The 16,807-nt window shown below is 46.2% G+C and carries 13 protein-coding genes; 10 read left to right on the top strand and 3 right to left on the bottom strand.

Annotated features, from left to right (window positions below; genetic code table 11):
- Positions 1-238: 238 nt before the first annotated feature.
- The gene (locus BACINT_RS22490) at positions 239-427 is read left to right on the top strand and encodes a hypothetical protein (protein ID WP_007667596.1); all 189 of its coding nucleotides are present in this window, start codon (positions 239-241) and stop codon (positions 425-427) included.
- Positions 428-480: 53 nt separating this feature from the next.
- Here BACINT_RS22490 and BACINT_RS22485 read toward each other — a convergent pair whose 3' ends face one another.
- Positions 481-1,326: a helix-turn-helix domain-containing protein gene (locus tag BACINT_RS22485; RefSeq protein ID WP_007667595.1), complete on the bottom strand. Its 846-nt coding sequence runs from the start codon at positions 1,324-1,326 to the stop codon at positions 481-483.
- 222 nt (positions 1,327-1,548) lie between these two features.
- Here BACINT_RS22485 and BACINT_RS22480 point away from each other — a divergent pair, with 222 nt between their 5' ends.
- The 9 genes from BACINT_RS22480 (at position 1,549) to rodA (ending at position 15,016) form a co-directional block, all read left to right on the top strand.
- A complete protein-coding gene (locus BACINT_RS22480; protein WP_007667589.1) occupies positions 1,549-3,042 on the top strand; it encodes a sensor histidine kinase in 1,494 nt (497 codons plus the stop codon).
- 258 nt (positions 3,043-3,300) lie between these two features.
- Positions 3,301-5,262: a ribosomal protection-like ABC-F family protein gene (gene abc-f, locus BACINT_RS22475; protein ID WP_007667586.1), complete on the top strand. Its 1,962-nt coding sequence runs from the start codon at positions 3,301-3,303 to the stop codon at positions 5,260-5,262.
- Between the two features lie 67 nt (positions 5,263-5,329).
- Complete coding sequence (locus BACINT_RS22470; protein WP_007667584.1) at positions 5,330-7,366, top strand: M13 family metallopeptidase; 2,037 nt, start codon at positions 5,330-5,332, stop codon at positions 7,364-7,366.
- 264 nt (positions 7,367-7,630) lie between these two features.
- On the top strand, positions 7,631-9,154 hold the full coding sequence (gene purH / locus BACINT_RS22465) for a bifunctional phosphoribosylaminoimidazolecarboxamide formyltransferase/IMP cyclohydrolase (RefSeq protein WP_007667581.1): 1,524 nt from the start codon (positions 7,631-7,633) through the stop codon (positions 9,152-9,154).
- A gap of 89 nt (positions 9,155-9,243) precedes the next feature.
- Complete coding sequence (locus tag BACINT_RS22460; RefSeq protein ID WP_007667579.1) at positions 9,244-10,266, top strand: rod shape-determining protein; 1,023 nt, start codon at positions 9,244-9,246, stop codon at positions 10,264-10,266.
- A 9-nt stretch (positions 10,267-10,275) separates the two neighbouring features.
- Positions 10,276-11,118 (top strand): rod shape-determining protein MreC, encoded by an 843-nt coding sequence (gene mreC / locus BACINT_RS22455; protein ID WP_007667578.1) that lies wholly within the window; start codon positions 10,276-10,278, stop codon positions 11,116-11,118.
- Between the two features lie 83 nt (positions 11,119-11,201).
- On the top strand, positions 11,202-11,702 hold the full coding sequence (gene mreD / locus BACINT_RS22450) for a rod shape-determining protein MreD (protein ID WP_007667576.1): 501 nt from the start codon (positions 11,202-11,204) through the stop codon (positions 11,700-11,702).
- A gap of 1 nt (position 11,703) precedes the next feature.
- Positions 11,704-13,569, top strand: coding sequence for a penicillin-binding protein 2 (mrdA, locus tag BACINT_RS22445; RefSeq protein WP_007667574.1), 1,866 nt, complete (start codon positions 11,704-11,706; stop codon positions 13,567-13,569).
- Positions 13,550-15,016 (top strand): rod shape-determining protein RodA, encoded by a 1,467-nt coding sequence (rodA, locus tag BACINT_RS22440; protein ID WP_007667572.1) that lies wholly within the window; start codon positions 13,550-13,552, stop codon positions 15,014-15,016. Before mrdA ends, rodA begins: the two co-directional genes overlap by 20 nt.
- Here the strand turns inward: rodA and BACINT_RS22435 are convergent.
- Both BACINT_RS22435 and BACINT_RS22430 read right to left on the bottom strand, forming a co-directional pair.
- Positions 15,005-15,490 carry a gliding motility lipoprotein GldH gene (locus BACINT_RS22435; protein WP_007667559.1) on the bottom strand — a complete coding sequence of 162 codons (486 nt, stop codon included), beginning with the start codon at positions 15,488-15,490 and terminating at the stop codon, positions 15,005-15,007. The genes rodA and BACINT_RS22435 overlap by 12 nt on opposite strands.
- Positions 15,468-16,805, bottom strand: a complete 1,338-nt coding sequence (locus BACINT_RS22430) for a PSP1 domain-containing protein (RefSeq protein ID WP_007667556.1) — start codon at positions 16,803-16,805, stop codon at positions 15,468-15,470. The genes BACINT_RS22435 and BACINT_RS22430 overlap by 23 nt, the downstream gene beginning before the upstream one ends.
- Between the last annotated feature and the right edge of the window lie 2 nt (positions 16,806-16,807).

Raw genomic sequence — 16,807 nt, 5'->3', positions numbered from 1 at the left:
CTTTTCTGTATACTTGTTTCTCCGGACAGGACAGAGAGGAATTGAAAAATAATGGCTTGTGGTGCATGAGTTGGGGGAGTTTCTTTATCTTTGTCGCAGCTGCTGCGGTGAAAATGTTAGCAACTCTAAATTCTTACTAAGAATATGCTGAAGGAGAACCGCGTTATTGTTGCTGAAGGCGGTCCTACTCTTCCGACACGGATGTATGAAGTAGAACTCTTTAAAACCATAGAAAGTTATGTCAAACGATGAGTGGAAGGAATTAAGCGAGAAATTGCACTATGGGTTGGCACTGGCCGAGCAACGCATGCTTGAGAAAAAAGCACAGCGGAACGAAACTGTGATAGTGGGTACACCTGATGGTGAAATAAAAGCCATTCCTGCCCGACGTCTGCTTCGTAAGGCAAAGCAGCGAAAGATGAAATAAATATCTTCGCTTGCTGGGAATGTGGAGATATACGTTCTTTTTCTGTATCCCCGCTATCTCATCGAATTCCGAAACATCTGCGGCGTCACCCCCGTATGTTTCTTAAAAAACTTATTGAAGAAAGCTGCATTATTGAACCCCAGACCCAGTGCAATATCCTTCACCGGTGTATTCTCCGTGCGCAGTTGTGTCTTGGCATCCATGATGAGTGTCTGATTGATAATTTCCATTGCCGTATGCCCCGACTCTTTCTTGACAAGCCGGCAAAGGGCTGATGGCTGCATATTCATCTTCCTAGCATAATGCGCCACCTGATGCTCCCGGGCATAGTCTGCATGTACCAGTCTGACAAAAATCCGGTACTGCTGGAAATGCCTGCTACCCGGCGTTTCTATCAGCTTCGCCTGTTCCGGACAAAGCTCGGACACCCCCTGTAACATCAGGCTCAGGAACGACTGGGACATAGCTTCACTCAAATTCTCCCCTATCTCTTTATAAAGGTGCGATAGAAACGTAAACATTTCCGCATATAGCATGGAAGCCACCTCCGACAGCGGGAAAACATAGTGCTTGCCGATGATGTGGAACTTATCCATCATATTCTTACCCATCCCCGCGTTCTGGATCAGTTGTTGTGAAAACATGACAGTATGGATCTCCACATCATCCGACGCTGCCAGCAACTGTACGAAACTCTCTGGCGGAAGCGCTATCAACTCATTCGCCCGAATCCGGTATTCGGTATGATTGATGATTGTTTTCAGGGAACCTTTGCTGCAGAGGACAAAAATCCCTCCCTCTGTCTTATAGGATTTCTCCAATAAAGGTTCCAACTTATGAACTGTGATACACTTGTAAGCAGTGAAGCCTGCATGTATATTGAATTTACTTATGCTCATCTCTTTCCTTTTAGGTATGCAAAATTGAAAGATATCGGTATATAATCAACAGGAATAACCGTTAAATCCGACTCTTTATCTCTTTCTGTCCCGTTAAAAGATGTAAAGGTGTGAACGATGGAATATATCTGTGCCAAAATGGAATATTGATTTCTTCCGGTTTGTTTGCCAACTACCTGTTTATGCCCGACCTTTGTCACCCTACACGATAAACATAATCCTATGAACCCCGATATACCTCAGGAAGTACGGATAGTGAACGCCATTGCCGAACAATTGTTCGATGTATGGCCCGTAAGCATTGTCATGATCGATCTTGAAGACCGCATCTGGCGTATGAACAAGCAGATGAGTGATGAACTTCAACAGGATGCGGACATCATTGGAAAGCCCGTCGTCGACATGCTAGAAGTGGTGCAGGACCGAGAGAACGTCCTGCCCCGTTACCTACAGGATCTGCATGAAGGCCGTCAGAGCATTATCCACTTGTCTTCCAATTGCTTCATGCTTGAACCAAAGAGACATATTAGTTTTCTTATACAAGGTGCTCTGATGGGCATATATGAGGAAAACCGGCTGGTAAGAATCGTACTTTACTACCGCAACGTGCTGGAAGAAAGTACCCGAAAACATCTGCTGAACATCGCCCTGAGCCGCACGCAGATATTCCAATGGTCTTACGACATGGAGCGTAACCTTATGATTATCGATCCCCGCTACTTCGAATATTTGGGTATTCCCACAAGAGATTATACTCTTACTCCTGAAGAATTTGCTTATTTGATGCATCCCGATGACCGTCAGTCGGTATTTGACGCTTTGACCCTCCAACTGGATGGCAGTCTGTATGAAGCCCCCGTGGAATACCGTCTTCGCCGTGACGACGGCAGTTGGGAGTGGTTCGAAGCCCAGTCCACCTACGTCGGGCAGTTGAAAGAAACCCCTTTCCGCGTTGTCGGCATCTGCATGAGTACCCAGAAATATAAGGATACCGAAGAAAGGCTGAATGAAGCCTTGCGCAAAGCCCGGCGCAGTGACGAACTAAAAAGTATCTTTCTTGCCAATATGAGTCACGAAATACGTACGCCACTCAATGCTATCGTAGGTTTTTCTTCTCTGCTGGCTTATGGCGAATCGGACTTGACCAAAGAAGATATCATCGAATTTACCTCTCTGATTGAAAAGAACAGCCGGCTGTTGATGGTCTTGATCTCCGATATCTTGGACCTTTCCAAGATAGAGTCAAACACCATGGAATTTAGTTTTTGCAGTGTTTCCCTCCATCGGGTATTGAATGAGATAGGCAGTGCGCAAAGGATAAATATGCGCGAAGGAGTGGAACTGCTGCTGGACCTTCCCGGACAGGAGGTGACTGTTTATACCGATCCCGCCCGGTTGAGCCAGGTGATAAACAATCTGGTGAACAATGCGATAAAGTTTACTTCCGAAGGAAATATTCGTATCGGATACCGACCGGCCGCTTCCGGGTATGTAAATATATTTGTGGAAGATACCGGAACAGGTATGTCAAGAGAAGTGCTTGAACATATTTTTGACCGTTTTTACAAAGGAGACTCTTTCAAGCAAGGCACGGGCCTGGGGCTGTCCATTTGCAAAACAATCGTTAAACGTTTTGAAGGCAAGATCGAAGTGACGTCCACACCCGGAAAGGGTACATGCTTTACAATCACCTTGCCGCTGAAAGTAGAAGAATAAGTTGGTGCATACCGGAAAAGAAAAGAATACAAGAGTGATAAGGTGGTAAGGTGATAGGGCGATAAGGTAGCTGCACTATATACCACAGAGCGTTATCCCGCTATCACTTTATCACCCTACCACCTTATCACATTTTGTTCATTACCGTATAGAAGTGAATGAATTCCGCCAACGAGTTACAATAATATAGGCTTCCGATGTCATATCCCACAGGAAATCGTTACCTTTGCAGCCCTGAACGATAAATTCATTGACACTATGATATCAGTAGAAGGACTGAAGGTAGAATTTAATGCAACCCCTCTGTTCGAAGACGTCTCTTACGTAATCAACAAAAAAGACCACATCGCCCTGGTGGGCAAGAATGGTGCGGGTAAGTCTACCATGCTCAAGATATTGGCCGGACTACAGCAGCCCACTTCCGGCGTCGTTGCCATTCCCCGCGAATGTACTATCGGTTACCTGCCACAGGTGATGATTCTCAGTGATAAGCGTACCGTGATGCAAGAGGCGGAACTGGCTTTCGAACACATCTTCGAAATGCAAGCAGACATCGAACGCATGAACCGGCAACTTGCCGAACGCACCGATTATGACAGCGAAGAATACCATAAACTCATCGACCGTTTCACTCATGAGAACGAACGTTTCCTGATGATGGGCGGCACCAACTTCCGTGCTGAAATAGAACGAACCCTGCAAGGTTTAGGTTTTAGCCGCGAAGACTTCGACCGCTCCACCAGTGAGTTTTCCGGTGGTTGGCGTATGCGTATCGAGCTTGCCAAACTCCTGCTTCGCCGTCCCGATGTGCTGTTGCTCGACGAACCTACCAACCACCTGGATATTGAGAGTATCCAATGGCTTGAAAATTTCCTTTCCACACGTGCCAATGCCGTGGTATTGGTGAGTCACGACCGTGCATTTCTCAATAATGTCACCACACGTACCATTGAAATTACTTGCGGACAGATTTACGACTACAAAGTGAAGTATGACGAATTTGTCGTACTGCGGAAGGAACGTCGTGAACAGCAACTCCGTGCCTATGAGAATCAGCAAAAACAGATAGAAGATACGGAAGCCTTTATCGAGCGCTTCCGCTATAAAGCCACGAAAGCCGTGCAGGTGCAGAGCCGCATCAAACAACTGGAAAAGATAGAACGCATCGAGGTAGACGAGGAAGACAACTCTGCATTGCGCCTGAAGTTTGCTTGCAGCAGCCGTAGCGGAAGTTACCCTGTCATCTGTGAGGATGTCCGGAAGGCCTATGGCGACCATGTCATCTTCCACGATGTCAACCTGACCATAAACCGTGGTGAGAAAGTGGCGTTCGTAGGTAAGAACGGTGAAGGTAAATCCACCCTGGTAAAGTGTATCATGGGAGAAATCACCGACTATACCGGTAAGCTCACCCTCGGTCATAATGTACAGATCGGTTACTTCGCTCAGAACCAGGCACAACTCTTGGATGAAAGCCTGACTGTATTTGATACCATCGACCGCGTAGCCGTAGGCGATATCCGCACGAAGATACGTGATATCCTCGGTGCCTTTATGTTCGGCGGTGAAGCTTCTGATAAGAAAGTGAAAGTGTTGTCCGGTGGAGAGCGTACCCGCCTCGCAATGATCAAACTCCTGCTGGAACCCGTGAACTTCCTGATACTGGACGAACCGACCAACCATCTTGATATGCGTTCGAAGGATGTGCTGAAAGATGCCATCCGCGAATTTGACGGTACAGTCATTTTAGTAAGCCACGACCGTGATTTCCTGGACGGACTTGCGACTAAAGTATATGAGTTCGGTGGTGGAATTGTGAAAGAACACCTCGGTGGCATCTACGACTTCCTGCAAAAGAAGCAGATAGAACACCTGAACGAATTACAGAAAGCACCCGCACTTTCTACCTCACCTTCCGGTGGAAGAGAGAATACGGATACCGCCACTCAATCTTCCGGTGCCAAGCTTTCCTACGAAGAACAGAAGGAACTGAACAAGAAGCTCAAAAAACTAGAACGTCGCGTTGCTGACTGTGAATCGGAGATTGAACAGACCGAGTCTGCCATCGCCATTCTCGAAGCCCGAATGGCAACTCCTGAGGGAGCTTCGGATATGGCCCTTTACGAGCAGCATCAGAAACTGAAGCAACAGCTCGACTCTGTGATGGAAGAGTGGGATGCCGTCTCTACCGAACTGGAAGAAGCCAAGCGAGAACAATAAAACGATATGGTGAATACCTTCCCCTTATCACTTTATCACGCTATCACTTAAATATTATTTATATCTTATGAAAGTAACTCATTATTTACCTTTAGCCGCAGCTTGCCTTATGATGGTGGGATGTGGTACGGGCAAGCAGAAAGCTGAAATGACAGCCGGTATCCAGCTTGCCAATCTTGACACAACTGCCCTTCCGGGGAGTAGTTTTTATCAGTACGCCTGTGGCGGTTGGATTGAAAGCCATCCACTTTCACCTGAGTATTCACAGTACGGTTCTTTTACAGAACTTGCCGAGAATAATCGTAAGCAGATACAAGGTCTGATTGAAGAACTGGCTGCCACTCAGCACGAAGCAGGCAGTGTAGCGCAAAAGGTAGGCGACCTCTACAAGATTGTCATGGACAGCGTGAAGCTGAATAAGGAAGGTGTTGCTCCTATCAAAGCCGATCTGGAACAGATTGCTTCCCTGAAAGATAAAGAAGCTGTTTATGCTTTGCTCGCCGATCTGCGCAAACAGGGCATCGGTGCTTACCTCGGCCTTTATGTGGCTGCTGACGAAATGAACAGTAACGAGAACGCCGTGCAGCTTTATCAAAGCGGCTTGAGCATGGGCGAACGCGATTACTATCTGGCTACTGATCCTTCTACTACCGCTATCCGTGATGCCTTCCGTACTCATGTACAGAAAATGTATCAGTTGGCAGGTTTCGATGAGGCTACTGCCAAGAAAGGTATGGAAGTGGTTATGGACGTGGAAACCCGTCTTGCTAAAGCTTTCCGTTCTCGTACCGAACTGCGTGACCCGCATGCTAACTACAATAAGATGAGCATGGAAGAGGTGAAGAAGAATTATCCTACTTTCAACTGGGACGCTTACCTTTCAGGTCTTGGCCTGACAGATGTGAAGGAGATCATTGTCGGCCAACCCGCTTCGGTTGCTGAAGCTGCCAACATCCTGAATACCTTACCCGTCGATCAGCAAGCTCTTTATCTGCAATGGAAACTGATTGATTCAGCTGCCGGTTATTTGAATGATGAGATGGCTCAACAGAATTTCGACTTCTACGAACGTACCATGTCCGGAACGCAGGAAATGCAACCCCGTTGGAAGACTGCCGTTTCTGTGGTAAGTTCCGCACTGGGTGAAGCCGTAGGACAGATGTATGTAGAGAAATACTTCCCTGCTGCTGCCAAGGAACGTATGATATCTTTGGTGAAGAACCTTCAGACCAGCTTGGGCGAACGCATCAACAACCTTGCCTGGATGAGCGACGAAACCAAGAAGAAAGCACAGGAGAAACTGGCCACTTTCCACGTGAAGATCGGTTATCCTGATAAATGGAAAGACTACTCTACCTTGGAGATCAAAGACGATTCATATTGGAACAACATCAAACGTGCCAATCTTTGGGGATATGCCGAAATGGTTGCCAAAGCCGGTAAACCGGTGGACAAAGACGAGTGGTTGATGACTCCGCAAACCGTAAACGCTTATTACAACCCGACAACGAACGAAATCTGTTTCCCTGCCGGTATCCTGCAATATCCATTCTTCGATATGAATGCTGACGACGCCTTCAATTACGGTGCAATCGGTGTTGTAATCGGTCATGAGATGACACACGGCTTCGACGACCAGGGGCGTCAGTACGACAAAGACGGTAATCTGAAAGATTGGTGGACGGAAGAAGATGCCAAGAACTTCGAGAAACGTGCCGATGTAATGGTTGCTTTCTTTGACAGCATCGAAGTTGCACCGGGGGTACATGCCAACGGTCGTATGACACTGGGTGAGAACATTGCCGACCACGGAGGTTTGCAAGTATCTTACCAGGCATTCAAGAAGGCTACCGCTGCCGCTCCGCTGGAAGTAAAGGACGGTTTCACTCCCGAACAGCGTTTCTTCCTGGCTTATGCCAATGTTTGGGCTAACAATACTCGTCCCGAAGCCATCCTGCAATTGACGAAGATCGACGTGCACTCTTTGGGCAAATGGCGTGTAGACGCTGCATTGCCGCACATTGCAGCATGGTATGAGGCATTCGGCATTACAGAGAAAGATCCGATGTACGTACCGGTGGCAGAACGTGTCTCTATTTGGTAAGTCTTGCCATCGCTTTGGCACAGTTGTGCCATGAGCATGGCATAGTCTTGCCAAGGTGATGGCAAAACTGTGCCAAGGCCGTGGCACAACTCTGGCACAGTGGAGTGGTTACTTCTCCGTTTAGCAAAAAAGAAAGAGAAAGGCAGTAAATCCTAAATAGGATTGCTGCCTTTTTTAATTATACCTAATTTATTGTGTTTGAGTATGTGTGCAAATAAACATTTTTAGTACCTTTGCACATCAAATACTTATATACGCAATTCCATGTCTGAAACAAAAAGAATTAAAACCGCTTTAGTATCGGTTTATCATAAGGAAGGTTTGGATGAAATCATCACCAAACTGCATGAAGAAGGAGTTGAGTTTCTGTCAACAGGCGGAACTCGTCAGTTTATAGAATCACTGGGTTATCCCTGTAAAGCAGTGGAAGACTTGACCACGTATCCCTCTATTCTGGGTGGACGTGTGAAGACCCTGCATCCGAAAGTGTTCGGTGGTATTCTCTGCCGTCGCGGACTGGAACAGGATATGCAACAGATAGAAAAATATGAAATTCCCGAAATAGACCTCGTTATCGTCGATTTGTATCCGTTTGAAGCTACCGTAGCTTCCGGTGCCGACGAGCCGACTATCATCGAGAAAATAGATATAGGCGGTATCTCACTGATCCGTGCTGCTGCCAAGAATTACAATGATGTGGTTATCATTGCTTCTCAGGCACAATACCAGCCGTTCCGCGATATGTTGATGGAACATGGAGCTACCACTTCGCTGGAAGAACGTCGTTGGTTTGCCAAAGAGGCGTTTTCCGTTTCTTCCCATTACGATTCAGCCATCTTCAACTACTTCGATGGCGAAGAAGGTTCTGCGTTCCGTTGCTCTGCCAATAATCAGAAGTCTTTGCGCTACGGCGAGAACCCGCACCAGAAGGGTTACTTCTACGGAAATCTGGAAGCTATGTTCGACCAGATTCACGGAAAGGAGATCTCTTACAACAATCTGCTCGATATCAATGCAGCCGTTGACTTGATCGATGAATTTGAAGAGACTACGTTTGCCGTATTGAAGCATAACAATGCTTGCGGTCTGGCTTCACGTCCCACGGTGCTCGAAGCATGGAACGATGCATTGGCCGGCGATCCTGTTTCTGCTTTTGGTGGTGTGCTCATCACAAACGGAGTGGTCGATAAGGAGGCTGCTGAGGAAATCAATAAAATCTTCTTTGAAGTAATTATTGCCCCTGATTACGATGTAGACGCATTGGAAATCCTGGGACAGAAGAAAAACCGTATTATTCTGGTTCGCAAGCCTGCCTCACTGCCTAAGAAGCAGTTCCGTTCTCTCCTGAATGGTGTATTGGTACAGGACCGCGACCTGAACATCGAGAAGCCTGAAGATTTGAAAACTGCAACCACGAAAACACCTACCGCACAGGAAATAGAAGACATGCTCTTTGCTAACAAGATTGTGAAGAACAGCAAGTCCAACGCTATCGTACTGGCTAAAGGCAAGCAATTGCTGGCAAGCGGTGTGGGACAGACTTCACGTGTGGATGCTTTGAAGCAGGCTATCGAAAAAGCTAAGAACTTCGGCTTCGACCTGAAAGGTGCCGTGATGGCATCCGACGCTTTTTTCCCCTTCCCCGATTGCGTGGAGATTGCCGGAAATGAAGGTGTGACCGCAGTTATTCAACCGGGTGGTTCCATCAAGGATCAGCTTTCGTTCGACTATTGCAACGAACATGGCATCGCGATGGTGACCACAGGAATTCGTCATTTCAAACACTAATATTAATGATGAATTATGAATGATGAGTTAGTTGCGCCGAGCATGCTGTCATCTTCATAATTCATAATTTATAATTCATAATTAACAACATGGGATTATTCTCTTTTACGCAAGAAATAGCGATGGACCTTGGTACCGCCAATACCATTATCACAACCAATGGTAAGATTGTGGTGGATGAGCCTTCGGTGGTAGCTCTCGACCGTCGCACCGATAAGATGATTGCCGTGGGTGATAAGGCAAAGATGATGCACGAAAAGACCCACGAAAACATACGTACCATCCGTCCGCTTCGTGACGGTGTAATTGCCGACTTCTATGCTTGCGAGCAGATGATACGCGGTTTGATAAAGATGGTGAATAATCGTAACCGTCTGTTTTCTCCTTCGCTCCGTATGGTTATCGGTGTCCCCTCAGGTAGTACTGAAGTGGAGCTGCGTGCCGTGCGCGACTCTGCCGAACATGCCGGCGGACGTGACGTCTACCTGATTTTCGAACCTATGGCTGCTGCTATCGGTATCGGTATTGATGTGGAGGCTCCGGAAGGAAATATGATTGTGGATATAGGTGGTGGTTCTACGGAAATTGCCGTTATCTCCTTGGGTGGTATTGTAGCCAACAACTCCATTCGCATTGCGGGTGATGACTTGACTGCTGATATTCAGGAGTATATGAGCCGTCAACACAATGTGAAGGTCAGCGAGCGTATGGCCGAGCGTATTAAAATCAATGTAGGTGCTGCCTTGACCGAACTGGGTGAGGATGCTCCGGAAGATTATATCGTTCATGGTCCGAACCGTATCACGGCTCTGCCTATGGAAGTGCCTGTATGCTACCAGGAAGTAGCGCACTGTCTGGAGAAATCAATTTCAAAGATTGAAACAGCTATCTTGAATGCATTGGAAAATACGCCTCCCGAATTGTATGCCGATATCGTGCACAACGGTATTTATCTGGCAGGTGGTGGTGCATTGCTCCGTGGACTCGATAAGCGTTTAACTGATAAGATAAACATTCCGTTCCACATTGCCGAAGATCCCCTGCACGCTGTTGCCAAAGGTACGGGTGTGGCGCTGAAGAATGTGGATCGTTTCTCATTCTTGATGCGGTAATAAAGGCATATGCGAAATTTACTGAACTTTCTTATTAAATACAACTACTGGTTCCTCTTTCTACTGTTAGAGGCAGCCAGTTTTGTTTTATTGTTCCGCTTCAATTACTATCAGCAGAGTGTGTTTTTCACATCGGCCAATAGTGTGGCGGGGAAAGTTTACGATGTTTCGGGAACTATAACTTCTTATTTCCATCTGAAATCTGTCAATGAGGACTTGCTCGACCGTAATATGTGGCTGGAGCAACGAGTGGCATTCCTGGAGAAAACATTGAATAATAAAGGAATGGACTCTGTGCGGCTCTATAGTCTGGAACGGCTTGAACCGGAAGAATACCAAATATTCAAGGCGAATGTCATCAAAAACAGTTTGAACCGGGTGGATAACTATATTACACTTGATGAAGGCTCGTCTGCAGGTATCCGTCCGGAAATGGGCGTGGTAGATGCTAATGGAGTAGTGGGCATTGTCTATAAAACTTCTCCGCATTACTCTACCGTTATTCCGTTGCTGAACAGTAAATCGAGCATCAGTTGTAAGATTGTAGGCAGCGAGTATTTTGGCTATTTGAAGTGGGAATATGGAGATTCTCGCTTTGCATATCTGAAGGATTTACCTCGCCATGCAGAGTTCAACTTGGGTGATACGGTGGTGACAAGCGGCTATTCCACAGTATTTCCGGCAGGAGTCATGGTGGGAACGGTGGATGATATGTCCGATTCTCACGACGGTCTCTCTTATCTGTTGAAGATAAAACTGGCTACGGATTTCGGTAAGGTGAGCAATGTGCGGGTAATTGCCCGTACCGGACAAGAGGAGCAGAAAGCGCTGGAGAAGGAAGAGGAGAAGTGATAGAGTGATAAGGTGATAGGAGTGATAAATGATAGGGGAGTAACCTCAATCGTAAATCGTAAATTGTAAAATTGTAAATCAAATTGGTTCTCAATTATCTGCATAAAATAGGTTGGTTTATCGGTTTGGTACTATTGCAGGTACTGATATTGAATAATGTGCATATTGCCGGATATGCCACTCCTTTTCTATATATCTATCTCATACTGAAATTCGAGTCGGAAACGCCGCGGAATGCTTTGATGCTGTGGGCGTTTTTCCTGGGATTGACGGTGGATATCTTCTCGGATACACCGGGTATGAATGCTGCGGCTACGGTGGCTCTGGCTTTCTTACGCCCTACTTTCCTACGTCTGTTTGTACCGCGGGATACGCTTGAAAATATAGTTCCTTCGGTTAAGTCGATGGGGATTGTTCCTTTCCTGAAGTATTTGATTGTTAGCGTTTTTATTCATCATGCAATATTACTTACCATAGAGTTCTTTTCGTTCGCCCATATCGGAACGTTGCTGCTGAGAATTGTGGCAAGTGCGTTGCTGACTGTAACCTGTATCATGGCTATAGAAGGAGTGAAGAAGAAGTAAGATGGCAAAAGATTATACACTCGAAAAGCGGAAATTAGTGATAGGTGGGGTAGCAATTGTGATTGTTATCATTTATATCATGCGTCTTTTTGTGTTGCAGATCATGACTGATACTTACAAGAAGAACGCAGATAGTAACGCTTTCCTCAATAAAATCCAGTATCCTTCACGCGGTGCGATTTATGACCGTAATGGAAAGTTGCTGGTGTTCAATCAACCTGCTTATGACATCACATTCGTGCCGCGAGAGGTGACGGAACTGGATACTCTCGATTTTTGCCGCACACTGAATATTACGAAAGAGCAGTTGCTGAAGCGAATGAAAGATGTGAAGAACCGTTGGATGAATCCCGGTTATTCCAGATATACGCATCAAGTGTTTATGACGCAACTCTCAGCGGAAGAGTGCGGTGTATTCCAGGAAAAGCTTTTCAAATTTCCGGGTTTTTATATTCAGAGGCGTACTATCCGGCAATATACCTATAATGCTGCCGGGCATGCTTTGGGGGATATCGGTGAAGTTTCAATGAGAGATATTGAGGCTGATGATTATTATATCCGTGGTGATTATGTAGGTAAGCAAGGTATAGAGAAGTCTTATGAGAAATACCTGCGTGGTGAAAAGGGGGTAGAGGTTTTGCTTCGTGATGCGCACGGGCGTATTCAGGGGCATTATATGGATGGTAAACTGGATCGGCCATCGATACCGGGAAAGAACCTGAAATTGGGATTGGATATTGATTTGCAGATGTTGGGTGAGCGTCTGATGAAGAATAAAATCGGTGCTATTGTGGCTATTGAGCCGGAAACGGGGGAGATTTTATGTCTGGTATCGGCACCTAATTTTGATCCGCATCTGATGATCGGACGTCAGCGTGGGAAAAACCATAATATGTTGCAGAAAGATAAACAGAAGCCGTTGTTGAACCGTGCGATTATGGGTGTTTATCCTCCGGGATCTACTTTCAAAACAGCCCAGGCGCTGACATTCTTACAAGAAGGTATCATACAGCCGTCCACATCGTTTCCCTGTTCTCATGGATTTATTTATGGAGGCCTGCGTGTGGGATGTCACGGACATGGATCTCCACTTCCGTTGATACCGGCAATTGCCACTTCGTGTAATGCTTATTTCTGTTGGGGGCTTTATCGCATGTTTGGTGATAAGAAATACGGTTCGCCGCAGAATGCACTTACTGTATGGAAAGATCACATGGTTTCTCAAGGATTTGGTTATAAGCTGGGAACGGATTTGCCGGGTGAGAAACGCGGATTTATTCCAAATGCAGGTGTTTATGATAAGGCCTATCGTGGATCATGGAATGGATTGACGGTAATCAGTATTTCTATCGGTCAGGGTGAAGTTTTAAGTACACCTTTGCAAATGGCAAATTTAGCAGCTACCATTGCCAATCGTGGTTATTTTGTGACTCCGCATATCGTGAAGGATATTCAGGATGCAGAATTGGATAGTACCTACCGGGAACGTCGTTACACTTCTATTGACCGCTCTTATTATGAAGAAATTGTAGAAGGTATGCGGGCTGCCGTTACGGGAGTTACCGGAAGTGCTACTTGCCGTATAGCCGGGGCGATCCTGCCGGGGGTAGAAGTCTGTGGGAAGACGGGTACGGCACAGAATCGCGGACATGACCACTCTGCATTTATAGGTTTTGCCCCAATGGACAAGCCGAAGATCGCTATTGCTGTTTATGTGGAGAATGGTGGTTGGGGGGCAACCTACGGAGTACCTTATGGTGCTTTAATGATGGAACAGTATTTGAATGGAAAACTTTCGCCTGCCAGTGAGGAAAGAGCGGAAGAAATGAGTAATCGTGTGATAATGTATGGTGACGAGGAGAGATAGTATATGGAAATCACTGGATTGGGTAACAATCTGTGTTTACTTGATTCTGATTGCATTCGGTTGGTTCAGCGTTTGCGGGGCAAGCTATGATTATGGTGACCGCGACTTCTGGGATTTCTCCACTCGTGCAGGCAAACAATTGGTTTGGATCATCTGCTCTTTCGGATTAGGGTTTGTGCTGTTGATGCTTGAAGATGATATTTATGATATGTTTGCCTATCTGATTTATATAGCACTTGCCATATTACTTGTGGTTACTATCTTTATAGCTCCTGATACGAAGGGATCGAGGTCGTGGCTGGTTATGGGGCCAGTAAGTTTGCAGCCGGCGGAGTTTGCCAAGTTTGCTACGGCACTGGCGTTGGCCAAGTATATGAATTCCTATTCGTTCACCATGAAGAACTGGAAGAATATCTGGATGATGGTTTTTCTTATTCTGTTCCCGATGATGCTTATTATCTTGCAGCGAGAGACTGGATCCGCATTGGTATATACTGCTTTCTTTTTGGTTCTGTATCGGGAGGGGATGCCGGGTGTGGTTCTGTTTTCCGGGTTGTGTGCAGTAGTTTACTTTGTGGTAGGCATTCGTTTTGATCAGGTGTTTATTGCCGATACGCCGACGCCGATAGGAGAGTTTGCCGTACTCTCGATGGTCTTGCTGTCTGCAGCAGGAATGGTGTGGGTTTATAAGAAGAAATGGGAACCAGTACGCAATATATTGTTAGTTACCATTGGAGTGTTGTTGATCGCTTATTTTATATCGGAATATGTGACTCCGTTTAATTTGGTTTGGGTGCAATGGGGACTGTGTGTGCTGGTAGTTGGGTATCTTATTTTCCTTTCGTTAAGTGAACGTCATCTTAGTTATTTTCTGATAGGTATGTTTGCTATCGGTTCTATCGGTTTCTTATATTCCAGTGATTACTTCTTTAATAAAGTATTGGAGCCTCACCAGCAGATACGTATCAAGGTGGTATTAGGCATGGAAGAAGATTTGGCTGGTGCCGGATACAATGTCAACCAGTCGAAGATAGCTATCGGTTCCGGTGGTTTGACAGGGAAAGGATTCCTGAACGGTACTCAGACTAAGTTGAAATATGTACCCGAACAAGATACAGATTTCATTTTCTGTACGGTAGGTGAAGAAGAAGGATTTATAGGTTCTACTGCCGTGCTACTCTTATTCCTTATATTAATACTCCGTCTGATTGCTGTGGCGGAGCGGCAACCGTCTACTTTTGGTCGAGTCTATGGGTACTCGGTCGTTAGTATATTCCTGTTCCACCTATTTATTAATGTAGGTATGGTGCTGGGATTGACACCTGTGATTGGTATTCCGCTGCCATTCTTTAGTTATGGCGGTTCTTCGCTTTGGGGATTCACTATCTTGCTGTTCATCTTCCTGCGGATTGATGCAGGACGTAAAAAGAGACTGTCAGCGTTTTAATTTGATTCCTACATCGTTGATACCGGGAAGAACTTCGTCCGGTAGAAGGTGTATGATTTTGAAGCGGTATTCCCCGGCTTTTCCAATACGGACGAAGCCTGCTGGAAGGGTTGATTGATATAACCCACCCCAGCCATCTCCTAACCAAATACCTGCATTGTCAGCAAGTCGCAGTTCCAATGTATCCCGCTTGATATTTGGGGCTTCCGGACTGTCGTAGTAGACGAGTAAAGGTAGATTCTGATACGGATAATTATTCCGGTTTCTTACTTCTACGGATACATTGTAGAGTGTAGCGGAGTCTGCAACCGAAACATTGAAGAATAGTGTGTCATTCCGCTGCCAGCCTTCCGTTGGCAGGGATTGAAAAGAATGATATACAGTCTGTTCATCGCAGGCTGTGTGGAAGCCTGCGATGAACAGCAGTATTAAACTCTTCAGGAGAGATGTTTTATTCTTGAGCAGGTTTTTCATTTCCGACAGGTTTCTCTCCTTGTGGTCTGGGTGGATTGTTGGGGCGTTTGGGTTTGTTGCGCCTGGGCTGTTCTCCCCGTCGCTGATCGCCTTGTGGTTTGGGCTTATCACCTTGCGGTCTCGGTTCACCTTGTGGACGTGGTCTGGATTGTTGATCTCCGGGTTGATTCGGATTTCCTTTTTTCTTTTTCTTGCGGTTGTTATTACCGCCGTTTCCATTTCCACCACCGTTATTTTCTCCGCCGTTTTTACCTTTACGGCTACGGTCAAAGCGGGTTAAGCTTTCCTGTTCCAACAAATCTATTGGCTTCTTGGGTTCCACTTGGCGTGCTTCTTCTACAAGACTTTCTGGTTTAGTACCCCGTTTGTTCATACCGATGATTTCAAATGCACGCTTACCACTGATTGTTACCAGATTGGCAGGAATGTTCTTGTCGGTAGAGTAGGTTATCTGATTGCTCAGAATATCTGCCTTAAAGAAATAGAAAGTACCGTCTTTGGTTTCCAACTCGATCTCCCTGGAAGGAAGACGCTTCTGAGCTTCCACATAGCAGTCCACTTCATAGTTGAGACAGCATTTCAGTTTGGCACATTGTCCTGCCAGTTTTTGCGGATTGAGAGAAATATCCTGATAACGGGCGGCGCTTGTGGATACTGACACGAAGGAAGTCATCCAGGTGGCACAGCAGAGCTCGCGTCCACAAGGACCGATGCCACCGATTCGTCCGGCCTCCTGGCGTGCACCAATCTGCTTCATTTCAATACGGACATGGAAAGCATCTGCTAATACCTTGATCAGCTGGCGGAAGTCTACACGTTCGTCGGCAATATAATAGAAAATAGCTTTGTTGCCGTCTCCCTGATATTCCACATCACCGATTTTCATGTTGAGATTCAGGTTGAGGGCAATCTGCCGGGCACGTATCATGGTGTCATGCTCGCGTCCCTTGGCTTCATTATATTTGTCCATATCTACCTGCTTGGCTTTGCGATAGATGCGCTTGATATCAGCCTCAGACTTGATGTTAGCTTTTCGCATTTGCAGCGGAACAAGGCGTCCGGTTAGGGTCACTACACCGATGTCATGTCCAGGCGTTGCTTCTACGGCCACGATGTCGCCCTTTTCAAGAGGTATATGGTTGCTATTGCGGAAATATCCTTTGCGGGTATTCTTGAACTGAACTTCTACCAGGTCGCTTTCTTCTCCGTTTCCGGGAATGTCGGCCAGCCAGTCGTAGGTGTTCAGTTGCTTGTCTTGCCTGCCGCAACTTTTGCAGCAGAGACTTCCGCTTCCGTTATGTAGTTTAAAATCCATTT

The organism is Bacteroides intestinalis DSM 17393, from assembly GCF_000172175.1.
GTDB classification, from domain to species: Bacteria; Bacteroidota; Bacteroidia; order Bacteroidales; family Bacteroidaceae; genus Bacteroides; species Bacteroides intestinalis.
The sequence above is the reverse complement of the archived record's forward strand: the minus strand, read 5'-3'. Positions and strand labels throughout refer to the sequence as shown.